23 protein-coding genes and 2 pseudogenes are annotated in these 24,339 nt (G+C 60.3%); 9 read left to right on the forward strand and 16 right to left on the reverse strand.

The annotated features are described in order from the left end of the window. Positions 1-34 precede the first annotated feature (34 nt). Together hfq and hflX are read left to right on the forward strand one after the other, a co-directional pair. A complete protein-coding gene (gene hfq / locus GKR99_08610; protein ID NKB27598.1) occupies positions 35-268 on the forward strand; it encodes an RNA chaperone Hfq in 234 nt (77 codons plus the stop codon). Positions 269-271: 3 nt separating this feature from the next. After that, positions 272-1,322, forward strand: a pseudogene (gene hflX, locus GKR99_08615) (GTPase HflX). 63 nt (positions 1,323-1,385) lie between these two features. On the opposite strand, the gene GKR99_08620 reads toward hflX, so the two are convergent. From GKR99_08620 to GKR99_08680, 13 genes are all read right to left on the reverse strand, one after another. Further along, positions 1,386-2,345 carry a GTP-binding protein gene (locus GKR99_08620; protein NKB27599.1) on the reverse strand — a complete coding sequence of 320 codons (960 nt, stop codon included), beginning with the start codon at positions 2,343-2,345 and terminating at the stop codon, positions 1,386-1,388. Continuing rightward, positions 2,338-2,610, reverse strand: coding sequence for a hypothetical protein (locus tag GKR99_08625; protein ID NKB27600.1), 273 nt, complete (start codon positions 2,608-2,610; stop codon positions 2,338-2,340). Before GKR99_08625 ends, GKR99_08620 begins: the two co-directional genes overlap by 8 nt. After that, positions 2,610-3,512, reverse strand: a complete 903-nt coding sequence (locus GKR99_08630) for a polysaccharide deacetylase family protein (GenBank protein NKB27601.1) — start codon at positions 3,510-3,512, stop codon at positions 2,610-2,612. The genes GKR99_08625 and GKR99_08630 overlap by 1 nt, the downstream gene beginning before the upstream one ends. 21 nt (positions 3,513-3,533) lie before the next feature. Further along, positions 3,534-4,991, reverse strand: coding sequence for a dihydropyrimidinase (gene hydA, locus GKR99_08635; protein NKB27602.1), 1,458 nt, complete (start codon positions 4,989-4,991; stop codon positions 3,534-3,536). A 14-nt stretch (positions 4,992-5,005) separates the two neighbouring features. Then, positions 5,006-5,320: a hypothetical protein gene (locus GKR99_08640; GenBank protein ID NKB27603.1), complete on the reverse strand. Its 315-nt coding sequence runs from the start codon at positions 5,318-5,320 to the stop codon at positions 5,006-5,008. Positions 5,321-5,566: 246 nt separating this feature from the next. Further along, positions 5,567-6,163 (reverse strand): hypothetical protein, encoded by a 597-nt coding sequence (locus GKR99_08645; protein ID NKB27604.1) that lies wholly within the window; start codon positions 6,161-6,163, stop codon positions 5,567-5,569. Next, positions 6,160-7,101, reverse strand: a complete 942-nt coding sequence (locus GKR99_08650; GenBank protein ID NKB27605.1) for a polysaccharide deacetylase family protein — start codon at positions 7,099-7,101, stop codon at positions 6,160-6,162. Before GKR99_08650 ends, GKR99_08645 begins: the two co-directional genes overlap by 4 nt. Further along, on the reverse strand, positions 7,059-7,478 hold the full coding sequence (locus GKR99_08655) for a nuclear transport factor 2 family protein (GenBank protein ID NKB27606.1): 420 nt from the start codon (positions 7,476-7,478) through the stop codon (positions 7,059-7,061). Before GKR99_08655 ends, GKR99_08650 begins: the two co-directional genes overlap by 43 nt. Then, positions 7,475-8,110 (reverse strand): HyuE hydantoin racemase, encoded by a 636-nt coding sequence (locus GKR99_08660; protein ID NKB27607.1) that lies wholly within the window; start codon positions 8,108-8,110, stop codon positions 7,475-7,477. The genes GKR99_08655 and GKR99_08660 overlap by 4 nt, the downstream gene beginning before the upstream one ends. Continuing rightward, positions 8,107-8,946 carry an ABC transporter permease subunit gene (locus GKR99_08665; protein ID NKB27608.1) on the reverse strand — a complete coding sequence of 280 codons (840 nt, stop codon included), beginning with the start codon at positions 8,944-8,946 and terminating at the stop codon, positions 8,107-8,109. The genes GKR99_08660 and GKR99_08665 overlap by 4 nt, the downstream gene beginning before the upstream one ends. A 67-nt stretch (positions 8,947-9,013) precedes the next feature. Next, positions 9,014-9,877: an ABC transporter permease gene (locus tag GKR99_08670; GenBank protein NKB27609.1), complete on the reverse strand. Its 864-nt coding sequence runs from the start codon at positions 9,875-9,877 to the stop codon at positions 9,014-9,016. Between the two features lie 61 nt (positions 9,878-9,938). Continuing rightward, positions 9,939-11,207 carry an extracellular solute-binding protein gene (locus GKR99_08675; protein ID NKB27610.1) on the reverse strand — a complete coding sequence of 423 codons (1,269 nt, stop codon included), beginning with the start codon at positions 11,205-11,207 and terminating at the stop codon, positions 9,939-9,941. Positions 11,208-11,241: 34 nt separating this feature from the next. After that, entirely contained in the window at positions 11,242-12,249 is a 1,008-nt protein-coding gene (locus GKR99_08680) for an ATP-binding cassette domain-containing protein (GenBank protein ID NKB27611.1), read from the reverse strand. A gap of 198 nt (positions 12,250-12,447) precedes the next feature. On the opposite strand from GKR99_08680, the gene GKR99_08685 reads away from it, so the two are divergent. Continuing rightward, complete coding sequence (locus GKR99_08685; protein ID NKB27612.1) at positions 12,448-13,152, forward strand: FCD domain-containing protein; 705 nt, start codon at positions 12,448-12,450, stop codon at positions 13,150-13,152. A gap of 61 nt (positions 13,153-13,213) precedes the next feature. Here GKR99_08685 and GKR99_08690 read toward each other — a convergent pair whose 3' ends face one another. Beyond that, positions 13,214-13,642, reverse strand: coding sequence for a winged helix-turn-helix transcriptional regulator (locus tag GKR99_08690; protein ID NKB27613.1), 429 nt, complete (start codon positions 13,640-13,642; stop codon positions 13,214-13,216). Positions 13,643-13,793: 151 nt separating this feature from the next. Continuing rightward, positions 13,794-14,752, reverse strand: a pseudogene (locus GKR99_08695) (IS630 family transposase). A gap of 20 nt (positions 14,753-14,772) precedes the next feature. Between GKR99_08695 and rocF the strand changes: the two are divergent. From rocF to putA, 4 genes are all read left to right on the forward strand, one after another. Next, the gene (rocF, locus tag GKR99_08700) at positions 14,773-15,744 is read left to right on the forward strand and encodes an arginase (GenBank protein NKB27614.1); all 972 of its coding nucleotides are present in this window, start codon (positions 14,773-14,775) and stop codon (positions 15,742-15,744) included. 13 nt (positions 15,745-15,757) lie between these two features. Continuing rightward, complete coding sequence (locus GKR99_08705) at positions 15,758-16,813, forward strand: ornithine cyclodeaminase (GenBank protein ID NKB27615.1); 1,056 nt, start codon at positions 15,758-15,760, stop codon at positions 16,811-16,813. A gap of 114 nt (positions 16,814-16,927) precedes the next feature. Then, positions 16,928-18,298, forward strand: coding sequence for a transposase (locus GKR99_08710; protein ID NKB27616.1), 1,371 nt, complete (start codon positions 16,928-16,930; stop codon positions 18,296-18,298). Positions 18,299-18,386: 88 nt separating this feature from the next. Then, positions 18,387-21,665, forward strand: coding sequence for a bifunctional proline dehydrogenase/L-glutamate gamma-semialdehyde dehydrogenase PutA (gene putA / locus GKR99_08715; protein ID NKB27617.1), 3,279 nt, complete (start codon positions 18,387-18,389; stop codon positions 21,663-21,665). A gap of 63 nt (positions 21,666-21,728) precedes the next feature. Here the strand turns inward: putA and GKR99_08720 are convergent, their stop codons facing one another. Next, positions 21,729-22,184, reverse strand: a complete 456-nt coding sequence (locus tag GKR99_08720) for an AsnC family transcriptional regulator (GenBank protein NKB27618.1) — start codon at positions 22,182-22,184, stop codon at positions 21,729-21,731. Between the two features lie 145 nt (positions 22,185-22,329). Here GKR99_08720 and GKR99_08725 point away from each other — a divergent pair, with 145 nt between their 5' ends. Next, complete coding sequence (locus GKR99_08725; GenBank protein NKB27619.1) at positions 22,330-22,764, forward strand: universal stress protein; 435 nt, start codon at positions 22,330-22,332, stop codon at positions 22,762-22,764. 21 nt (positions 22,765-22,785) lie between these two features. Beyond that, complete coding sequence (locus GKR99_08730) at positions 22,786-24,330, forward strand: amino acid carrier protein (protein NKB27620.1); 1,545 nt, start codon at positions 22,786-22,788, stop codon at positions 24,328-24,330. Positions 24,331-24,339 lie beyond the last annotated feature (9 nt).

Consider the following 24,339-nt stretch of genomic DNA (forward strand, 5'->3'; position numbering starts at 1 on the left):
GGGACGGCAAAAAGAAAAAAAGGGCCTGAATACAATGGCTGAGAACAAACAGAACTTGCAGGACGCGTTTCTGAACCACGTCCGCAAGACCAAAGTTCCGGTGACAATCTTCCTGATCAACGGGGTCAAATTACAGGGTGTCATCACCTGGTTTGACAACTTCTGCGTCCTTCTGCGGCGCGACGGTCAATCACAGCTTGTGTACAAACACGCGATTTCGACCATCATGCCGTCGCAACCGATCAGCCTTTATGACGGTGAAGAGTAAGCCTTGGGCGCGACCCGTGCGTTTGTAATCCACCCCGAAATTCAGGGCGCTGGTGGCCGGGATCCGGACGCGGCGCTGGCCGAAGGCGTGGCCCTGGCCAATGCCCTGCCCGAGATTGAGGTCGTCGGCGAACAGGTCGTGCGCCTGCGCGAGGCACGCCCAAGCAGCCTGTTCGGCACCGGCAAACTGGCCGAGCTTGGCGCGATGTTCGAGGCGTCTGAGGTGGACCTGGTCCTGATCGACGGCCCGGTTACGCCGGTTCAGCAACGCAATCTGGAACGTGACTGGAAGGTCAAACTGCTGGATCGCACCGGGCTGATCCTGGAAATTTTCAGCGACCGCGCGCGGACCCGCGAAGGCGTGTTGCAGGTCGAAATGGCGGCTCTGTCCTATCAGCGCACCCGGCTGGTGCGGGCCTGGACGCACCTGGAACGCCAGCGCGGTGGCCTGGGCTTCGTCGGCGGACCGGGCGAGACACAGATTGAATCGGACCGCCGCGCCATTGATACGCAGCTGACCCGCCTGCGTCGCCAACTGGCCAAAGTGGTGAAAACCCGCACGTTGCACCGCGATGCCCGCGCCAAGGTGCCGTTTCCGGTGGTGGCGCTGGTCGGCTATACCAATGCCGGGAAATCGACACTGTTCAACCGGCTGACAGGCGCGAAGGTCTTCGCCAAGGACATGCTGTTTGCAACGCTCGACCCGACCATGCGTTCGATCGAGCTGCCAAACGGGGCCGAGGTGATCCTGTCGGACACAGTCGGCTTCATCTCGGATCTGCCGACCGAGTTGGTCGCCGCGTTTCGCGCGACTTTGGAAGAGGTTCTGGACGCCGATCTGATCCTGCACGTCCGCGACATCGCCCACCCCCAGAGTGGCGAACAGGCCAGCGACGTGGCCACGATCATGGACGGGCTGGGCGTCGGCGAAGAGACGCCGCCGCGCCTGGCTGCACGAACAGGGCGTGGTCGAGGATGAGCAGGCCGGCGAAGACGGCTATCGCATGTCCGTCCGCATGACCGCCCGGCAGGAAAAGCGGTTCTCGAAACTATAGGCCGGATTGAGCACGGCGAAGCGGATTGTCTGGTGCTTATCTTGTTTGATTCTTATCGGACCCTCAGGGCGAAAATCGTGCCAGTGAGGTGACAAGCTGGTCTTGTGTAAACCCGCGCCCGATCACGGCGATCTCATTATCGGAACGCGCGGCTCCGGGTTGTTTGGGCAGGATTTCCGGCGACTGAACCCCGTGGCGCACGGTTTGCAGCAGCAATCGGCCTGCGGGCGTGCGCACGACGCCTTTGACGCGCACGATCTGGTCCCCTCGGGCATGCAGCAGGGCCGACAGCCAAACCGTGAAGGCGGTCCAGTCTGGCGCATCGCCAAGATCAAGCCGACTGGCGTGGATCGGTGTGTCGCCCTGATTGTCGAGGGCAGGAAGGGCTGCGGGCGCGGCGCTCGCGTCTCGCGCTGGCAGGTCGACCGCGCTGCCGAACAAGGCCGCCGATTGCGCAGCGCCGGGGGCCAAAGCGGCCAGGGTTGCACGCAGTTGCCCAAGTTGATCCGGCGCGGCGGTGTCGGTCTTGGTCAGGATCAGCCGGTCCGCCGCTTCGATCTGCGCGCGGCTTAACGCCTCGTGGCGCAATTGTTCCAGCGCGTTCAACGCATCAACGATCACCACAATCTCGACCACAGCGATCTGGCGGATCAGGATCTGATCGCCCTGGATCAGCGCAAGAATTGCCGCCGGATCTGCCAGCCCGCTGGTTTCCAGAACGATGTTTTTCAGGCGTTGCGCGGGGTCGGCAATGGCACTGCGCCGATCACATAAACCGCGCAAAACCCGGCGCAGGTTGTCCTGCCCTTCACAGCAGACGCAGGCCCCTGCAAGCAGCGAGATGTCATCTGCGCCGCGCAGCAATGCATCGTCCACCGGGGCCTCGGCAGCCTCGTTAACGATGACATGCACACGGCCATAGGTGTTTTTGTGCAGCTGATGGCGCAGCCAGGTGGTCTTGCCGGACCCGAGGAACCCGCCAAGGATGGTCAGCCGCAGGCGGTTTTCGCCACCCTCACTCAAGCGGGTCATATGGGCGGCCACGCATGGCTTCCACCTCGGCCCACAAGCCTTCGAGGTTAGGTACAATCGTCTGCGCCCCGTTGAGCGAGATCACCTGTATCCCCGGCACAACACCGCCATCATGGGCCGTCACCCCGGTGCCTTTCAGAACCTTCTGAAGCACCTGCACCCGGCGAAATCGTTCACGCATCCGGTCATGCGGCGTTGCGGCCCCGGCTTCGGTCCAATGGCCCGGCGCTGCCGGAAAGCCGCAACTGGAACACATCAGATCACCTCGGGCCGGGCATCACCGTCAAAGGGGAAGCGGGCGCGGAAATCATTGGCGATGGAATCGAAGGTCATCCACTCGCACCCCTCATGGCCATTGATGTACTCGATCAGCCGTTCCAGCATCAGCAGCACCTGCGGGCGGCCCGAGACATCCGGGTGGATGGTGATTGCATAGCAGGCATAATCCATTTCGCGGTAGACCCAGTCGAACTGATCCTTCCACAGCTGTTCCACATCGCGCGGGCTGACGAAGCCGTGGCTGTTGGGCGATTTCTTGATGAACATCATCGGCGGCAGGTCATCCAGATACCAGTTGGCCGAGATATCGACCAAATCAATCTCGTGCCCGTGCTTCAGCGGCTTCATCCATTCGCCCGCCGTCTTGGTATAGTCGATCAGCGTCCATTCATCGCCGGTGCGGGCGTAATAGGGTTGATGATCGCGGTACATCTGGCTGTGGTCATAGGAAAACCCGTGCTTCAGCAGCAACGCGGCGGTGGAATTCGACATCTCCCACCAGGGCGCGACATAGCCGGTCGGGGGCTTGCCGGTCAGCTTGTCGATCAGCTCGATGGATTTGACCAGCACGTCTTCTTCCTGGGTCGGGGTCATCGCGACGGGGTTTTCATGCGAATAGCCATGCGCGCCGATCTCGTGCCCGTGATCCACGATCATTTGCATTTCCTTGGGGAAGGTCTCCAACGAATGGCCGGGGATAAAAATGCTGGTCGGCATGTCGTATTTCTTGAACAGTTTCAGCAGGCGCGGGATGCCGACTTCGGTGGCGAAGATGCCGCGCTGGATGTCCGAGGGGCTGTCGCCGCCGCCATAGGACCCGATCCAGCCGGCGACAGAATCGATGTCTGTTCCGATGGAACACATTATTTTCTTGGTCATTGTGGTCTCCCTTAGCTGGCGTCAGACGCCGATTGGCATGTGTTTCGGATCGCGCGCCACGGGGCGTGGCGCGACAAGGTCTTTCCAGGTGGACAGCGCGCGGCTGGTCGATGGGTTGGCGGGGCGCTTGATGTGCTGGCCGCGTCCGGGTTGCGGCTGACTGTTGGCGCCAGCCTCCCACAGGATATCGCCGCGCGACAGGGTGTAGCGGGGCATGCCCGTCACCTCGAACCCTTCAAAGACGTTGTAATCAATCGCGGATTTCTGGGTCTTTGCGCTGATCGTCTTGGAGGCTTTCGGATCCCACACAACCAGATCCGCATCCGCGCCGGGCAGGACAGCCCCCTTCTGCGGAAAGATGTTGAGGATCTTGGCAATGTTCGTCGAGGTCAGCGCCACGAACTCATGCGGGGTCAGCCGCCCGGTTGCAACGCCGTGGGTCCACAGCAGCGACATCCGGTCTTCCAGCCCGCCGGTGCCGTTCGGGATCTTGGTGAAATCGCCAAAGCCGGTGCGTTTCTGTTCCGTTGTGAACGCGCAGTGGTCCGTTGCGACAACCTGTAACGAGCCTGCGGCCAGCCCGGCCCAGAGGCCATCCTGATGCTTTCTGTCGCGGAACGGCGGCGACATGACGCGGCGGGCGGCGTGGTCCCAATCGGGGTTAGCATATTCGCTTTCGTCCAGCAGCAGATGCTGGATCAATGGCTCTCCCCAGACGCGCTGCCCGTTCTGGCGGGCGCGGCGTATCGCCTCGTGCGCATCCTCGCTGCTGGTGTGGACGATGTAGACCGGCACGCCCGCGTTGTCGGCAATGGTGATGGCGCGGTTCGTCGCCTTGCCCTCGACCGACGGCGGGCGGGAATAGGCGTGCGCTTCGGGGCCGGTATTGCCCTCGGCCATCAGTTTTTCCTGCAACAGGGCCACCAGATCGCCGTTTTCGGCATGCACGAAGGGGATCGCGCCGAGGGCAGCGCAGCGCGAGAAGCTGGCGAACATCTCATCATCGTTCACCATCAGCGCGCCCTTGTAGGCCATGAAGTGCTTGAAGGTGTTGACGCCGCGATCAACCACCGTGGCCATGTCGTTGAAAATCTGTTCCGACCAGCCGGTGATCGCCATGTGGAACCCGTAATCGGCCGAGGCCTGGCGCGCGGCGCGTTCCTCCCATTCGTCCAGCGCGGCAACGATGCCGTCTTCGCCGGGGATCACGTAGTCCACCACCATGGTCGTCCCGCCCGAGGCAGCGGCGAATGTGCCGCTTTCCCAGGTTTCTGCCGTGCGGGTGGACATGAACGGCATTTCCAGATGGGTGTGCGGGTCGATGCCGCCGGGCATGACGTGACAGCCGGATGCGTCGAGCACCGTGTCGCCTGACAGGCCGTCGCCGATTGCGGCGATTTTCCCGCCGTCGATCAGCACATCTGCGTCGTAGGTGCGATCTGCGGTCAGGATATTGCCGCCCTTGATGAGAGTTGACATATCTCGTCCTCCGTTCAGGTGGGGGGTATGGCGCCGGTACGTTCGACAATCATCCCGTAGTGTTCCGGGCGGCGGTGGGCGGCGAAATCGAACACGGTTTCCTTATAGCGCCGCCCCATGTCGAGGTCGCAACTGGCGGTGATCACCTCGTCCTCGACCGTCACGGCCTGGGCCACAATCTCGCCCGAGGGGGCGATGATCACGCTTTGCCCGCCCATTTTTGAGCCTTCCTCATTGCCGCATTTGGCGGTGCCGACGACCCAGGTGGCGTTCTGATAGGCCCCGGCCTGCATCGACAGGGTGTTATGAAACAGGGTCAGGCTGTCCATCGCTTGTTCGCCCACATGGCCGAAAGGGGTGTTATAGCCGATTGTGTTGAAAAACTCCGTTTTAGGGCCTGAACGATGATTTTTCTTTCCATGCAGCCCGATCCTAAATTTTTGGCGCGGGGGTCGGCCCAAATCGCCTACATGCGCTCACGCGCAGCCATGCGCTGTCTCGTGGTCAAAGCTTTCCGACTATTTCGCTTCATAGGTTTTCGCAAGAAATCCGCGACGCTCTGATTTCGGAGTTTTTCAACACAATCCGCCCAGCATCACCATCTCGACATCTTGCAGACCCATCACGCGGTACGTCTCGGGCCAGCGGCGGTCATTGCAGATCGCCATGCCCATGTGGCCGCCGAAGCCCTTCCACACATTGAAGCCCAGATCGCCGGGTTCGAAATAGCGTTTTTCGAGGTGCTGAAAGTCGCGCCCCGGCTGCGGTTCGGCGTGTCCCGGCAGGTGGATCTTGCGGTACTTGCCGATGATCCGGGCCTGCTGATCCACCAGCACCGAGGTGTTATAGCGCCGCTTGACCCCGTTTTCGACCGTCAGTTCGGCGTAGCCAAGGTAGAACCCGATCCCCAGTTTCTTCGCCTCATCAAACAGCGGCTGGGTGGCGGCGCTTGGCATGTCTGTCTCGTAATAGCTGTCGAGTTCGTCTTCATCCTCGATCAGCCAGCGCGGGAAGAAGGTGGTCAGGGCAAGTTCGGTGAAGACCACGAGTTCACAGCCACGGCCCTTGGCCTCGCGCATCATTGCAAGCAATCGGTTCACCGCGTCGGCGCGGGTTTCTGATTTGGCGATGGGGCCCATCTGGGCAGCGGCGGTGTTCAGTTTGCGTGTCATTGATCCTGCCTTTCTGTGGTTGGGGGCGGCACCTGGGCGGCGAAACGCGCGGCGATATCGCCCGCTTTGGTCAGCCAGATGGCGTCGCGCTGGTCGGTGATGTGGAGCAGCGCCCGGCGTAGATGGCGCAGGCGGGCGGGTTGGCCGACGATATAGGGATGCAGCGCGATGCCCATGACCAGCGGCTGCGCCGAGGCCTGTTCCAGCATCTCATCGAAGGTATCCGTAATCAGATCGGCGAAATCTGCCGGGCTGTCCTTGCGGGCAATCACGGCGGGAATGTCGTTCACTTCCTGCGGGTAGGGGACGGCCAGCAGGGGGCCGCTGCGCGTGTGCATCCAGATCGGCTGATCATCCATGCACCAGTTCAGCGTATAGGTGTACCCAGCCTCGACCAGCAGATCCGGGGTCGTGTGACACTCCGCGATCCAGGGGCTGAGCCAGCCTGCCGGTGCGGCCCCCTCGGCGCTGCTGATGGCGGCCGTTGCATCAGCGATCAGGGCGCGTTCGTCGCCTTCGTCCATCGTGCTTTGGCGCTCTGAATTGGTCCGTCCATGGCCTGCGACCTCGTCGCCACGCGCCCGGTGCGCCGCCGGCAATTCCGGCGCGTAGCCATACATCGTCGAATTCACCAACACCGTGGCGGGCAGGTCCAGCGCGTCCAGCAGGTCAAGCATTCGCCACGCGCCAACCCGGTTGCCATAGTCGCGCCAGGCATAATTCAGCACGTCAGGCTGCGGCCCGCCGGGGGCGAGTTCCGCGCCCAACCCCTCACCAAAGGAAAAATGCTCCAGATTGACGCCAAGATAGACGGCCAGCCCGTTCCCCTTGGGCCAGTCGAATTTCGGGCGCGCCGTGATTGGCGCATAGTCATAGCGACCATGTGTGGCCGGGATCACAACGGTGCCTCGGCCAGGCCCGCGCGGTCCAGTATCCATTCGGCGCTGTCGTTCCAGACCTGGGTTTCAACGATCAGCCCGTCGCGGATAACGAAAGTGTCGATGTAGCGGTTGCCGTCAAATTCGGTGCCATCCGGCCAGGCACCGTACAGATGGCCCGAGTTGTAGACATGGATATCGCCGCTGTCCGCATCCAGCGCTGCGTGCATCCGCCCCGGGCGCTTCTTCACCCAGGCGTATCGCTTGGCGTTGAAGCCGTTGGTCTGCGCCGGGGCGGTGAATTGCCGCCCGCCGGTGAAGGTGATGCTGACGCCAGGGGCCATGTATTTCGCCGCCCCCTCCGGATCGGGCACCATCGAGCGTTCGAGGTAGGCCGCAACCACGGCGCAGGCCTTGGACAAGCGCTCATCGCTCATAACAGCGCGCCGATCTGAACGGCTGCTTTCACGCCATCGACAAGGCGCACTTTGATCTCGGGGCCTGCGCGGTGGGGGATATGGGACATACCCGCACAGCCCAGCACGACGGTCTGAATGTCATCTTCGTCCTGCGCCAGTCGGATTTCTTGCAGGACCCGGTCGGCTGAGGCGTCGAGGTCGGTTTCCAGTGCAAGCACCGGCACGCCGGACGCGCGGACTTTGCCCAGATGACCGCCAAGCCCGTAGGAGTTGATGTTGCCTTCCAGAATTGGCGTCGCAACGTCAAGCGTCGTGACAACCGAAAACCGCGACCCTGCCAACGCGGCCAGATGATAACCGGCCTGTCCAATGCCGATTACGGGGCAGGCTGCAATGTCGCGCGCGTCATCCAGCCCGGTGTCGTCAAAGCAACCAAGGATGATTGCCCGCGCCCCAAGGTCCGAGGCCTTTTGCACCAGCTTCAGCATCGGCGGAACGCAGGCGGCCCCATCCTCGGGGCCCTGAATGGCGGGCGGGCCGTCGTGCGATGTCCAGGCTTCGATCGATATATCCGGGCAGGCGGCTTTTGCGGTGGCCAGCATGGCCGCGGTCATCGACTCGGTCGAGTTTGGGTTGATCAGGACGATCATACCATGCCTTTGCCCGCATCATTCCCGGCCCGTGCGCGTCGCCGCGTGGTCCAGATCGTCACGGTCAGGAATATCGCAATGACGATCAGCGAAAACGCAGTCGTCAACGTCCCAAGCGCATAGAGGATCGGTGACGTCACGTTGGTTGTCATCCCGTAGATCTCAAGCGGCAGCGTATTGCGACTGCCCGAGGTCAGCAGCGTGCGCGCAAATTCATCATAGCTGAGCGTAAATCCGAACAGGGCCACGCCGATCAGTGACGGCGCGATGATCGGCAGGACGACATAGCGGATCGTCTGCCAGGCGGTTGCGCCCTGATCGCGCGCGGCTTCCTCATAGCTTTTGTCGAAGCGGTTGAAGACCGCGAACATGATCAGCAGGCCGAAAGGCAGGGTCCAGGTCAGCTGCGCGCCATATCCCGACGTCGCCCAATGCACATTGATCCCCGCCTGGCTGAACAGCAGCCCAACGCCCAAGGAGATCAGGATCGACGGGATCACCAGCGCCGTGACGATCAGGTAGAACAGGATGGTCGAGCCGGGGAATTTCTTGCGGAACGCCAGCCCGCCCATGACTGACACCACGATGGTGGTCACCATTACCATGAAGCCCAGCACCAGGCTGCGCCGGAAGCTGCCCCAGATATCCCCCACCGCCTGTTGTTCGAACAGATCATAGAACCAGAACAGCGACACGCCGCGCATCGGGAAGGTCAGCCCGCCGCCCGGCCCCTGAAACGACAGGATGCCGATGGTCAGCGTCGGACCGTAAAGGAACAGGATGAACAGAACGAAAAACGCGGTCAGAATGTAGAATGAGCGTGGGCGCGGTTCCATCAGATCACGTCCTTTTGCTGAGTAACCGGGACTGTGCCGACGGTGCGGGCTGCTTCAACGGTCATCACTACAGCTCCTTCCGGATATCGACGAACTTCAACAGAATGCCGATCACGATCAACACCGTGACCAGCAGAACAATCGCCGTGGCCGAAGCAGACGGGTATTGCAGCAGCGCGATATCGTTCGAGATCAGCCGCCCGACGTTCGCCGATTGGCTGCCCGACATGATCCGCACCGTGAAGAAATCACCCATCACCAGCGTGGCCACGAAGATCGTGCCGATCATGATGCCCGGCTTGGTCAGCGGCAGGATCACGTTCCACAGGGTCTGGAAGCCGTTCGCGCCGCCATCGCGCGCCGCCTCGATCAGGGATTTGTCGATCCGCATCATCGTGTTGAAGATCGGCACAACCATGAACAGCGTGTAAATATGCACAAACGACAGCACGACCGAGAAATCGCTGAACAGCAACCACTCCACCGGTTCGTCAATCACGCCCCAGGACATCAGCGTCGAATTGGCGATGCCGTTGCGGCCCAGAAACGGAATCCAGCTGATCATTCGGATGATGTTCGAGGTCAGGAACGGGATCGTGCACAGCAAAAACAGCGCGACCTGCCAGGTCAGGCTGCGGATGTGAAAGGCCAGATAATAGGCGACGGTAAAGCCAATAAGGAACGTGAAAATCCACGTTAGGATCGCGTATTTAAAGGTATTAACGAAAACGGTGTAGGTGACGGGAGAGCCGAACAGGAATTCGTAATTGTCGAACTGGAACGCCGGGATGATCGAAAACTCGGTCGCCTGCCAGAAGCTGACGATGATGATCATGATGATCGGCAGGACCAGAAATATCGACAGCACCAGCGCCAGCGGGGATACCATCAGCCAGCCGGCAGCGTTGTTTTTCGTGAACAGGTTCTTCATGGGATCCGGCCGATATTCAGGTGGGTGTGCGGGGGCGCATCGCTGCACCCCCGCCAAGTGTTTAGGCCGCGATGAACTCGTTCCACTTGCGGACCATGTACTGGTTCTCGTCCATGACCGAGTTCCAGCAGGCAACCTTGCCCATCCGGTCGAAGAATGAACCGCCGTCACGGATGACGCCCGGGCCTTCCAGCTTCTGGCCGCTGGGGCTGACGATGTCGCCCTGGCTTTCCTTGCCTTCGTACCAGAAGCCCCATTCGTCATCCGACATGAACAACTTGGAGGTTTCGGGAACAGCCGAGTAATAGCCCTGACGCATCAGGAAGCCGCCTACCCAACCGGACAGGTACCAGTTGATGTACTCATAAGCCGCATCCAGCTTGGCACCTTCCAGGCTGGCCGCAAGACCCATGCCGCCACCCCAGGAACGATAGCCTTCCTCTAGCGGCTGATAGACGCACGGGATACCCTGGCTGCGCACAGCCGTGATCGCGGGCGACCACATCGACTGGATCACAACCTCGCCCGAGGCCATCAGGTTCACGCTTTCATCGAAGGATTTCCAGAAGGCGCGGAACTGGCCGTTTTTCTTGGCTTCGGTGAAGATGCCAAGCGTCAGGTCGATTTCTTCGCGGGTCATGTTACCCTTGTCGGGATACATGTATTCACCCATCGACTCGACGACCATCGACATGTCCATGATGCCGATTGACGAGATGTCGAGGATCGAGGCTTTGCCCTTGAACTCGGGGTTCAGCAACTCGGACCAGTTGGCGATCGGGCGACCGATCAGGTCCGGGCGGATGCCCAGCGTATCGGCGTTATAGATCGTCGGGATCAGGGTCATCCAACCGGATTCATTGTCGACGAACTCTTTGCCGTCAACGCCTTCCACAAAGCCGACTGTGTGGGGCGCGGTGCCCTGCGCAATCTCGCTGGTGGGGGTCAGTTTGCCCGACCGGAACGTCCCGGCGATCTTGTCATAGTTTTCGATCCGCGAGGTATCCATCGCCTGCAGGTTGCCCGTCGGCCAGACCTTTTTGCAGATCCAGTATTCGATATCGGCAATGTCAAAGCTGTCAGGTTGGGTGGCGACCCGCTGGGTCACACTGTCGGAATCGAGCGCCGTCATTTCCAGCGTGATGCCAAGATCTTCCTGGGCCTTCGCGGCAATCTCGTTGAACGCAGAAACGCCGGTGCCTGCCTGGCGAAGAACGATGTTGGACTGCGCCCAGACCATCGGTGCCGCAACGGTTCCCGCCGCTGCCGCAACGCCGGTCTTCAGCAGCGTTCGCCGGCTTAGTCCATTTCGTTTGGTGTAACGTGACATTCGTCTCTCCTTCTAGGTGATTAGGGGTCGTCGGTCATGCAGTCAGTTGGTGTTGGTTCTTCTGATCCCAGTTCAGCCCGATCTGATCGCCGGGATTATGCGGGTTGCCGAAGAATTCGGCGTCGGGGATCAGGGCGGTCACTTCCTGGTCGCCGGCCATTTTCGCCAGCAGGGACACGTGATTGCCCTGATATTCGACCGCCAGCACGCTGGCTTCAAAACGGCCGTCTTTCACGGTGGTGGTCGTAACGGCATCGGTGCGCACGGCAACGTCGCCTTCGGGCAGGACGATGACGTTATGCCCGCCGATGAATTGTGCGACGAATTTGGTTTTCGGGGCGTTGAAGACCTCGCGCGCCGGGCCAGCCTGTTCAATCACCGCGTCATTCATCACCACAATCTCGTCCGCCAGGGCCAGGGCTTCGTCCTGGCCGTGGGTCACATGCAGGAATCCGATGTTCAGTTCGCGCTGCAGCTTCTTCAACTCTCCGCGCATGCGCAGGCGCAAGAACGGGTCAAGTGCGGACAGCGGTTCATCCAGCAGCAGGGCCTGCGGGCTGGTGATCAGGGCGCGCGCCAGCGCGACCCGCTGTTGCTGACCGCCCGACAATTGCGCGGGCAGGCGATCCGACAGGTCAGACAGATCAACAAGCTCTAGCATCTTGCCGCCCTGGGCCATGCGCTCGTCCTTGCCGACACCCTTCATCTTCAGGCTGAAGGCGACGTTTTCGGCAACGCTCAGGTGCGGAAACAGCGCGTAGTTCTGAAACATCATCGCCGTGCCGCGCCTGGCGGGCGGCAGGTCCGAGATATCTTTGCCGCCCAGAAGGATCGATCCTTCGGTGACAATCTCGTGCCCGGCAATCATGCGCAAGGTCGACGACTTGCCACAGCCGGACGGACCAAGCAGGCAGGTATAGGAATTCGGCTGGAATTTGTGGCTGATCGCATCCACGGCCACGGCGGTTCCATAGCGCTTGGTAACATTCACCAATTCAAGGTCGGTATTATTTGCTGTCACGCGTTCTCCCCACTCACGCATGTATACGAGATCGCCGGGTTTATTGTACGAAAAGCAGCCCCAGCGTTTCTCCGATACAGGAAGTCTTGCCGGATATGGCTTCACTTACAAGCAAAAATGATAAAGACTGATGCGAAATGTTGTATACAACCTGTGGCGGATTGCGGACAATTAACCTGTGCTGCCTACGGGATTTGGCCTTTGCCCAGGATTATTCAGATGCAAAGCACCGCTGAAAAATCGCCGAACGCGGATCGCAAACTTCAAACTGATGAGGTGACCGGGGCGCTGACCGTCGCGATTCACCAGCATCGCATCCTGCCCGGTACCAAGCTGGGCGAGGATGAGCTGAGCGAGATTTTCGGCGTGTCGCGGACGATCATCCGGGCGGCGCTGCACTCGCTTGCCCATTCCCAATTGGTCGAGGTTCGCAGGAACCGCGGCGCCTTTGTGGCGCAGCCTACGGTGCGCGAAGCAAAAGAGGTTTTCGAGGCGCGCGAACTGGTCGAACCGCGCATGGCCGAATACGCGGCGGACCGCGCCACCAAGGCCGACATCAGGCGGCTTCGGGCGCATATCAAGAAGGAACACGCCGCCCTGGCCAAAGCCGACAGCGGCAAGGCACTGCATCTTTCAGGCCAGTTCCATGTAGAGGTTGCCCGGATCGCCGATCAGACCACCATTGCCGGCATTGTCGAAGCCCTGATCGCCCGGTCGTCACTGATCATCGCGCTCTATTGGCGACGCGAAAGTGCGCTGTGCGAACAAAACGCTCATGAAGCCCTGGTCGAGGCGATTGCAGAGGGTCACGGCGCGCAAGCGGCGGACCTGATGCTTGAGCATCTGAAGCATCTGCACACGGCACTTGACCTTAATGAACGCAAAATGCCCGGGCGCAGCCTGAAGGACGTGCTGGTCGGCTGAGGCGGTTGGCCGAACTCGGCCAGATCAGTCAGGCCAGATCAGCCAGCACAATCCGGGCGCATCAGCTTAGACGGGTCAACAGCAGGCAGGTTTCCACATTTGCCACTCCGTCGACCCGGCCAATCTGGTTCAGAAGGCGGTCAAACGCCGTCAGGTTCCGGGTTTCGGACCGGGCGACCAGCGCCCATTTTCCGTTTGTTGTGTGCAAACTCGTAATCTCGGGCAGGCGCTTGAGGGTGCGGTGCACTTTTTCGACCTTGGCCAATTCGATTTCCAGCATCGAGATGGCGTTGATGTGATCCTCATCCGCGGCATCCGCGGTTTCGATCGTGAAGCGATGGATGACACCGTCGTCGAGCAGTGCCGACATGCGGGATTTGACGGTTGCACGGGTCAGCGACAGCGTCGCGGCCAGCTCGGTCACTGTCGTGCGCGCATTGTGCCGCAGCAGTTTCAGCAAGTCCCGGTCGGTGTTGTCCAACATGCGCATTGCCCGAATTGAACGAAGATTGATCAAAATGGCAAATCAATTTTGCCTAATGATCATTTATTGGCCTGCGTTGGTCGATGCGCACCCACTATCGTTTTTCCCATGCAGACGGTCACACATCAGAAAACCTGCGCCCTAAAGCGTTTCGACATTAACCTGAGACATATCCGGCGGCCTTAAAGTAGTTCCAGCATTCTACTGGGTCGTAGAGATCGCAGATTGCTCCGATTGCTTCGAAGACCTGGGTAAAGGACCTGGCCCCGATCCGTCGCAAATGGGCTTTCAGTTTAGAGAAGGCCTGCTCGATGGGATTCAGGTCGGGCGAGTACGGTGGCAGGTAAAGGAACCAGCAGCCGTGATTGCGTAAAGCCTGCGTCGCCTCCTTATTCCGGTGGGTTGCCAGGTTGTCGAGAATGACGACAGTGCCGGGGTTGATCTCGGGGACCAGCACTTCGCGGATGTAGGCCGCGAAGGCGGGGCCATCTATCGCTCCCTTGATGACCCAAGGTGCGATCAGCGCGCCTTGGGTCAGGCCCGCGATCAAGGTTTGGGTTCCCCAGCTTCCGAAGGGCGCATCCATCGTCAGGCGCTTACCGCGCTTGGCTCTGCCGCGTAGGCGCGTGAGGTTTGTCTTCACTGCGGTTTCGTCAATAAAGACAACGCGCTCAGGAAAGGTCGCAATGGCTGGCGAGCGGTATCTGAACCAGTCGGCCCGTTGCTGCCTTACCTTGGCGCGGCGGCGCTCGGTTGCGACCAGCGACTTTTTTTGTACGTGAAGCCGAGCCGGGACAGAAGGTTGGCGATGGAGGAGTGATGCACCCGCACACCCTCTGCATCGGCCAGCGCATTACGCAACTCAAAGAGCGTGATGTCAGGGTCTTGTGCGATCAACTCCTCAAAGAATTCCCGATGCGGAGCCAGCTTTCCCTTGCCGCGCGGCGGTCCCTGCCGGGCAGGTTCCGCATGACCCTTCATCCTCACCTGACGCGCCCACCGCGCGCCTGTGGCAGGCGACAGCTTCAACCGCAACGCCGCCGCGCGCCCGCTCAACCCTTCTTCAATGTATCTCTGAAACCGTATCCGAAGCGCAGATGGCAAAGGTGCTGACATGATCCATCCTCCCAAACAGGATGAATCACAGATCAGGTCTCAAGGGAATCCCTCGCGATTCAGGTTCAAGCCGAAACGCTTTAATCGGTGTTCCGGCGCAATCGGGAACGCGCCAAAGGGGCTGTGCGATGGGGCCGGATGCCTATCGCTCTGCCGGGCTGGTCGAGGCTTTGTCAGACCTCAACATCGCGACCACGGACTGGGGCAATCTGATCCCGCCTGTATGCCACCCGACAGCGCATGAGAACGCAAACATCCACGCCCTTGCCGAGACGTCGGCCTGGATTGCCGAGGTTTCCGAGGCCACCGCCCGGGCTGCGCAGAAGGTGGATATGCCGATTATTCTGGGCGGCGATCATTCGGTTGCCGCCGGGTCGATCCCGGCACTGGCAAGTCATGCAGCGTCCATCGGGCGTCCATTCTTTGTCCTTTGGCTGGATGCGCACCCCGATCTGCATCGACTGTCGACGACCCAAAGCGGCAACCTGCACGGCACCCCGGTTGCCTATGTCACCGGCTGTCATGGTTTCGGCGGCCATTACCCCGACCTGCCGGCAAAAGTGCAGCCTGAGAATATCTGCATGATGGGGCTGCGCTCGGTCGATGCGGCAGAGAAGTCCCTGCTGGCCGATCTTGGGATCGAAACCCACGACATGCGCGCCATCGACGAAAACGGCATCAAGGCCCCGCTGAGCGCATTTCTGGACCGCGTCCGCACGGCCAACGGCTGCATTCATGTCAGCCTGGATGTGGACTTTCTGGACCCGGGCATTGCCTGCGCCGTCGGGACAACCGTTCCGGGTGGCGCGACCTTCCGCGAGGCGCATCTGGTCATGGAACTGCTGCATGAAAGCGGCCTGGTCACGTCGCTCGACCTGGTCGAACTGAACCCGTTTCTGGACGAACGCGGCCGAACTGCGCAGCTGATGGTGGATCTGACGGCCTCGCTGATGGGGAATGCCGTGCTCGACCGTCCGACGAACCAACATTGAAAGGTATACCTACATGATCCCGCAGCCATCCCCCCTTGCCATGGTGCCCTTCGTCAGTGTTGAAAACATGATGAAGCTGGTCACCCGCATCGGCGTGCCCGAGATGATTGCCGGCATCGCCCAGGTGATCGAAGACGATTTCCGACGCTGGCCCGAGTTCGACAAGACACCCCGAATTCCGGCCCATTCCGAAGAAGGCGTGATCGAGCTGATGCCGACGTCAGACGGAATCACATATGGGTTCAAATACGTCAACGGGCACCCCGCCAATATGACGCGGGGGTATCAGACGGTGACGGCCTTTGGCCTGTTGGCGCGGGTGGACAACGGCTATCCGATCCTGCTGTCGGAAATGACCGTTCTGACAGCCCTAAGGACGGCCGCAACCTCGGCCGTGGCGGCCAAGTACCTGGCGCCAGCGGGCGCGCGGACCATGGCGATGATCGGCAACGGCGCACAATGTGAATTTCAGGCGCTGGGGTTCCAGAAGATCATCGGAATCGACACGGTACATCTGTTCGATATTGATCCGGCAGCAACCAGCAAGGCTGCGCGCAACCTGCGGGAAAGCGGGTTGCAGGTGGTTGAATGCAGCACCCCGGAACAGGCCGTCACGGGCGTCGACATCATCACCACCTGCACCGCCGACAAGCAATGCGCCACGATCCTGACCGACAACATGGTCGGCGCAGGCCAGCACATAAATGCAATCGGTGGGGATTGTCCCGGCAAGACCGAGTTGCACCGCGATATCCTGATGCGCTCGGACATATTCGTCGAATACCCGCCACAGACCCGGATCGAGGGTGAAATCCAGCAACTGCCCGACGATCACCCGGTGACCGAGATCTGGCAAGTGGTCTCTGGCCAGGTGCCCGGGCGGGAATCGGACCGGCAGGTGACCCTGTTTGACAGCGTCGGATTTGCGACCGAGGATTTTTCTGCGCTAAAATACGTTCATGCACGGCTGGAATACTACGGCGATTATCAAAAGCTCGACATGATCGCCGATCCGGACGACCCGAGGGATCTGTTTGGTATGGTGATGCGCGCAAAGGGTGATGAGTGATGGATCTGCGCCGCAGGATCCGGGTGGATACCTATGCGGAGATACTGTTGAAAAAGTCCGTTGATTGGCCGCGCACGCTCTGATTCACTTGTTTTGAGGGTGGAGGGTTCGGCGATGATGGGTCCAAGGCAAGTTGCGCAAGGCGCGCTGTTCTATGAGTTCTCGATCGAGAGTTTTGTGCCGAAGGATCATCCCGTCCGGGGAATTGATCGCTTCCTTGATCTGACAGGTGTGCGCCCCTTGCTCGCTTCATACTACAGTGCCAATGGCCGCCCTTCGATTGATCCTGAACTGATGATCCGCATGCTGTTGTTGGGCTATTGTCAGGGCATCCGTTCCGAGCGACGGCTTTGCGAAGAGGTTCATGTCAATCTGGCGTATCGTTGGTTTTGTAAGCTTGATTTGGCTGATCCAGTGCCCGACCATTCGACATTCTCTAAGAACCGGCATGGCCGTTTCCGCGAGAGCGGTTTGTTCCGACATTTGTTCGAGGTCGTTTTGCAGCGCTGCATGGATGAGGGGCTGGTTGGCGGCCACAGCTTTGGTGTTGATGCCAGTCTGATCCCCGCGAATGCAAACCAGACGCGCGGCGTTGAAAGCAAAGACGGACTGCCAGCAGATCTGACGTCCCGTGCCGTCGACGAATATCTCGAGACGCTGGATGATGTGGCCTTCGGTGCTGCGACCAAGGTCGTCCCCAAATACATCTCACCGGCTGATCCAGCAGCGCGTTGGACTGGGGCTGACGGGGGAGCCGCCTACTTTGCCTATTCCACTAACTATATGGTCGATTTGGATAATGCAGTCATCGTGGACGTCGAGCCGACGGCTCCGATCCGGCCTGCAGAGGCGCGGGCAGCAAGGGAGATGATCGATCGTGTACATGAGCGGTTTGGCATCAAACCTGACAAGCTTGTGGGTGATACGGGTTACGGATCAGCCGAGATGTTGGGCTGGCTTGTGGACGAACGTCAAATCGAACCCCACATTCCGGTCTGGGATAAGTCAAAACGAACTGACGGCACATTCTCACGCGAAGACTTTGTCTACGACCCGGCGACCGACAGCTATACTTGCCCGACCGGCAAAGCCTTGCAAACATATCGGCGGAACTTCTCAAAACCGCGAAAGCCCAATGGCAGCAAAGACGGGTTCATCAGATACCGAGCCTCAAAGCACGATTGCGACGCATGCCCTCTGAAGTCGCAATGCTGTCCGAAGGACGACGGCAGACGCCTTATGCGGTCCGTTCACGAAGCCGCCCGAGACGTCGCTCGCGATATCCGAAAAACAGATGCCTACATGACGTCGTTCATCCAAAGGCGGAAGGTTGAAATGCTCTTTGCCCACCTGAAACGATACATCGGCGTGCAGATGATGCGGCTTCGAGGACCCAAAGGCGCAACCGAACAGTTCCAACTCGCAGCAACAGCTCAAAACCTCCGGAAACTGGCGAAGTTGGTGCCAGCAACAGTGCCAACGTGAAAGAAAACGGCGCGCGGCCGCCTCTCGCTCAACAACGCGCCGACCAAAACATCGACTTCTTCAACAGTATCCGGATGAAGCCGAACTTCTGGACCGGCTGCTGAAACAGGCGGCGTTTTCGCAAGCTGAGTGCGAAGACTTTGCGCGGTGGGGGGCCGATCTAGTCCGGCTGATCCGCGACGGCGCGAACCCGTCGATGATGGAGCTGTTTCTGGGCGAATACGGGCTGTCATCGGAAGAAGGTGTCGCGCTGATGTGCCTGGCCGAGGCTTTGCTGCGTGTTCCCGACACCGAAACCATCGACGATCTGATCGAGGACAAGATCGTGCCAAGCGCCTGGGGAAGCCATCTGGGGCGGTCACATTCGCCGCTTATCAACGCCTCGACCTGGGCGCTGATGCTGACGGGTAAGGTGCTCGAAGATACCGGCAACGGCCTGATCGGCACCCTGCACGGGGCGGTCAAACGGCTTGGCGAACCGGTGATCCGTGCCGCCGTCGCGCGCGCGATGGGGGAAATGGGTCGCCAGTTTGTGGTGGGCGAGGATATCGAAAAAGCCATGACCCGCGTCGGCGCGATGGAGGCGAAGGGCTATACTTATTCATACGACATGCTGGGCGAAGCGGCCTGCACCGAAGCGGACGCGGCGCGTTACCATCTGGCCTATGCCCGTGCCATTGCCCAGATCGCGCGGGCTGCCAAGTCGGACGATATCGCACAGAACCCCGGCATTTCAATCAAGCTGTCGGCGCTGCATCCACGTTATGAACCGCTGAAGCGTGACCAGATTCTGGATGAGTTGGTGCCGCGCGTTGCCGCACTCGTTTCATTGGCCAGATCGGCAGGGATCGGGCTGAATATCGACGCCGAGGAAGCCGCCCGCCTGGATCTGTCGCTGGACATTATCGATGCGCTTTTGTCCGACCCCGCACTGGCGGGGTGGGACGGGTTCGGTGTGGTTGTTCAGGCCTATTCCAAACGCGCGGGCGCTGTCATCGACTGGCTGTACCAACGGGCGCAGGATCTGGATCGCCGGATCATGGTGCGCCTTGTGAAGGGCGCCTATTGGGACACCGAGATCAAGATCGCCCAAACCGAAGGCCTGCCCGGATTCCCTGTGTTCACGAAAAAACCTGCGACCGACGCCAGCTATCTTGCCTGCGCGCGCAAGTTGCTGGGCTACAACGACCGGATATATCCGCAATTCGCCACCCATAACGCGCATACGGTGGCAGCGGTGCTCGGGATGGCTGCGCCGGACGCACGGTACGAGTTTCAGCGCCTGCACGGGATGGGCGAAGCGCTGCATCAGCAGGTGCTGGACGCCCATGGAACCGCCTGCCGGATTTATGCCCCGGTGGGCAAGCATCGTGATCTGCTGGCCTATCTGGTGCGGCGATTGCTGGAAAACGGGGCGAATTCATCCTTCGTGAACCAGATCGTCGATGAAGAGGTTCCGGCCGAGGTGGTGGCCGGCGATCCGCTTGCGGATCTGGATAAACCGGCGCCAAAGATTTCCCTGCCTGCGGACCTGTTCGCGCCGCGCGTGAACTCAGCCGGGCTGGATGTGTCGGACCCGGATGCGCTGGCCTCTGTTCTTGGGGCGCGCGATGCCTGTTGCGGACCATGGGGCGCGCCGTCGCCGTCCGCGCAAGTGGTCACCAACCCGGCGACCGGAACAACGATTGGCCATGTTGAATTCCACAGCGCCGCCGGGGTTGTCGCAATCGCCGAACGTCTGCGCATCTGGGATGCGGACCCGGATCACCGGGCCGAGGTGCTGAACCGGGCTGCGGAGCTTTTTGAACGCGATCGCCCCGCGCTGTTTGCCCTGCTGGCGCAGGAGGCTGGCAAGACCCTGCTGGATTGCATCGGTGAAATGCGCGAGGCGGTGGATTTCCTGCGCTACTACGCAGGCGGGATTTCCGGGCTTTCGGGACGTCCCCTTGGCACCGTCCTTTGTATCTCGCCCTGGAACTTTCCGCTTGCGATCTTCTCCGGCCAGGTCGCAGCGGCACTTGCCGCTGGCAACGCGGTTATTGCCAAACCGGCCGAGGCCACCAGCCTGATCGCGGCGCGCGCCGTTGCGCTGCTGCATGAAGCGGGCGTGCCGACGGATGTTCTGGCGCTGGTCCCCGGCAGCGGGGCGGTGGTGGGGCCAGCGCTGTGCGCGCATCCTGCAACCGCCGGGGTGGCTTTTACCGGGTCGACCGCAACCGGCCAGGCGATCAACCGCGCATTGGCTGAACGGTCGGACGCGCCGGTGCCGCTGATCGCCGAAACCGGCGGGATCAATGCGATGATCGTGGATTCCACCGCGCTTCTGGAACAGGCGGTGCAAGACATCGTCGCTTCGGCATTTCAATCTGCCGGGCAGCGCTGTTCGGCGCTGCGGGTCCTCTATGTGCAATCGGGGATTCATGACGCGCTGTTGGAGATGCTGATCGGCGCGGTGGACGCCCTGAAAATCGGCGACCCCAGCGACCCGAGCGCTGATATTGGCCCTGTCATTGATGCGGCGGCAAAGACCTCGATCAATGACTACGTCGCGGCGATGCAGGCAGACGGCAAGCTGATCCGCCACTGGCCCGCCCCGGAGGCGGGGCATTTCGTTGGCCCCAGCCTGATCCGGGTCAGCGGTATCGGGCAGGTGACGCGCGAGGTTTTTGGCCCGGTGCTGCATATCGCCCGGTTCGAGGCGGATCAGATTGACCGCGTGGTCGATGATATCAACGCCGCAGGCTATGACCTGACCTTCGGGGTGCATACCCGCATTGACGGGCGGGTTCAGCACATCGTGGATCGGGTCGATGTGGGCAACATCTATGTCAACCGGAACCAGATTGGGGCGATTGTAGGCTCTCAACCCTTTGGCGGGCACGGGCTGTCCGGGACGGGGCCCAAAGCCGGGGGGCCCAGATACCTTGAAGCGTTCACGCGCGGCAACGACGTCGGTGCGGTTTCCGGCGCGACCCCCGGTGCAGTAACCAGTTCCCGATTGCCCGGACCTACGGGAGAGGACAATTCCTATGCAATGAAACCCAGACACGGCGTCATATGCGCCGGACCGGGGGCCAAGGATGCGGCGCAGCAGGCCGATATTGCGCGCGCCCTGGGCTGTCAGAACGTTCTGGTCAAAGCACAGTTAACGCCGGGCGAAGTTGCACAGCTAAAGGGGGTTTCGGCCCTGATCTACTGGGGGAATGTGCCGCAGGGTTTTGCGCGCGCCTGCGCGGCGCTGGACGGGCCAATCGTCAGGCTGGTGACCGCGCGAACGCTGGACCGCGATCTGCTGGTCGAGCAAACGATCTGCGTGGATACCACGGCTTCGGGCGGCAATGCCGAGTTGCTGGCGGCCAGTTCCTGACGCAGACGGCTTCGGGGCCTGCACGGCGCCGGGGTAGGGATGCACCGCCCAAGGTGCCCTAAATCAATCAATGTGGTAGCCGGAAAATTCCTTGACCGTCGACACCGTCATCAGGGTCTTCATCTCTGCCACCGAGGGGATGCGCGACAGGCGATTGCGGTACAGGTTTTCGTAGGCCCGCGTATCGCGTGCAGCGACCCGGACGAGGTAGTCGAATTCACCCGAAATCAGGTGGCATTCCAGAATCTCGGGCATGATCGCGATCGCAGCCTCAAACGCCTCGATATGTTCCTGGCGCATATTGGTGATCTTGATCTCGATAAAGATCTGCAATTCCAGCCCGATTTTCAAGCGATCCAGCCGCGCCGCATAGCCTGCGATCATGCCGAATGCTTCCAGAAGTTTTACCCGCCGGTGGCAGGCTGACAGCGACAGTCCGACCTGTTCGGACAGCCGCGACATCGAGATCTGGCCGTCTGTCTGAAGGGTCTGCATGATTTTCTTATCTATGCTGTCCATCGGAGAATTTCCTGCATCAATGGGGGATAAACCCATTTCTTACAGAAAATTTCCGAAAATGCGACCACATCGAGCGATTTTTCTTTACGAGATTGTGTAAAACTCACACTGTCCAGAGAAACATAAAAACGTTGGAGGAGAGGACATGACAAAAACAATCGTCGTGGGTTACGACGGAAGCGAAAGCGCGGATCGCGCAATCGACTTCGCGACAGAGCGCGCAAAATCGCAAGGTGTCTCAATAACCGTTGCGCATGTGCTGGAATGGTCGCCGTATTCGTTCCTGACGCCCCAGGAAATCGAAGAGCGCCACGCGCGTTGGACCGAAGAACTGAAACGCGCCGAAGAAATGGTCGTCGCGCCGGTTCTGAAGAAGCTTTCCGCCGCAGGCGTCGAAGCGCGATCTGAGATTAAATACGGCCATATTGCCGATACGATCTGCGACGTCGCAAAATCCGCGAATGCCGCGCAGATCGTGATCGGCCGAACGGGCCACTCTTCGCTGACATCGCGTCTTTTCGGTTCGGTCGCTGGCACCCTGGCGCAAGCGTCGCCAGTGCCGGTCACCATCGTTCCATAAAAAAATAAAGCAGGGATAGAGATGTATAAAAATCTGAAAATAACAGGGCTGGCGGCCCCGGCGCTTATGGCGTCCGCGGTCCCCGCAATTGCGCAATCCATCGACGAAAAGGTAAACCAGATATTCGCAAGTTCGACTGGCTGGTTTGTGAACTTGATCTTCAGCCCGTTTCCGGGAACCAGCTTCCCCTGGATCGTGGCTTGGCTGGTGGTCGCGGCGACAATCTTTACGGTCTACTTCGGCCTGATCCAGTTCAAGGCCTTCCCGCACTCGATCTCGCTGGTCAAGGGCGACTATTCCGACCCCAATGACGCGGGCGAAGTCAGCCATTTCCAGGCGCTGGCAACGGCGCTTTCGGGGACTGTCGGGCTGGGCAACATCGCCGGTGTGGCGGTTGCGGTCGGCATCGGTGGTCCTGGCGCGACATTCTGGATGATCCTGGCGGGCCTGATGGGCATGGCCTCGAAATTCACCGAATGTACGTTGGGTGTTAAATACCGAAATGAGTATGAAAACGGCACCGTCTCAGGTGGTCCGATGTACTATATGACCAAGGGTTTCGAAGAACGCGGCCTGCCGGCGGGCAAGTTCATGGCGGTCCTGTTTTCGATCTTTTGTATCCTTGGCGCCTTCGGTGGCGGCAACATGTTCCAGGCCAATCAGGCGCACGCGCAGATCACCAATGTCGTTGGTGATTTTCCGGGCTGGATCACCGGCATCATCTTTGCCGTGATCGTGTTTGCGGTTATTGTCGGCGGTCTGAAATCCATCGCGAAAGTGACCGAAAAGGTCGTGCCGTTCATGGGCGTTCTGTACGTTCTGACCGCGCTGGTCATTCTGCTGATGAACTTCAATCTGATCGGCTGGGCCTTTGGTGAAATCTTCAGCGGTGCCTTCACCGGTGCAGGTGTTGCCGGTGGTATGGTCGGTGCGCTGATCCAGGGCTTCAAGCGGGCGGCATTCTCGAACGAGGCTGGCGTTGGCTCGGCGGCGATCGCACACTCGGCCGTGAAAACGAAAGAGCCGATTACCGAAGGCTTCGTTTCCCTGCTGGAGCCGTTCATCGACACGGTTGTGATCTGCACGATGACGGCGCTGGTGATCATCATCACCGGTCAGCTGATCACCGATCCCAACACCGGCCTGTATCTGCTGGACGAAGGCGCAAGCACGATCCAGACGGTCGATGGCAACAAGGGCGTGGCGCTGACATCTGCGGCGTTTTCTTCCGCGGTGCCGTTCTTCCAGTACATCCTGGCGATTGCGGTGATTCTGTTCGCATTCTCGACCATGATCAGCTGGTCCTACTATGGCCTGAAGGCCTGGACCTTCCTGTTTGGTGAGGGCGACACCAAGGAGCTGGTGTTCAAGGTGATCTTCTGCATCTTCGTCGTGATCGGCGCTGCGGCCAGCCTTGGCCCGGTCATCGACTTCTCGGATGCGGCGATCTTTGCCATGGCGGTTGTCAACATCGCGGCACTTTATGTGCTGATGCCGATCGTGAAGGCAGAGCTTCAAAGCTATCAGGCGCGGCTGAAGTCGGGTGAAATCCGCAAATTCCACTAGAGCATGGTC

The organism is Paracoccaceae bacterium (assembly GCA_012103375.1).
GTDB lineage: Bacteria > Pseudomonadota > Alphaproteobacteria > Rhodobacterales > Rhodobacteraceae > WLWX01.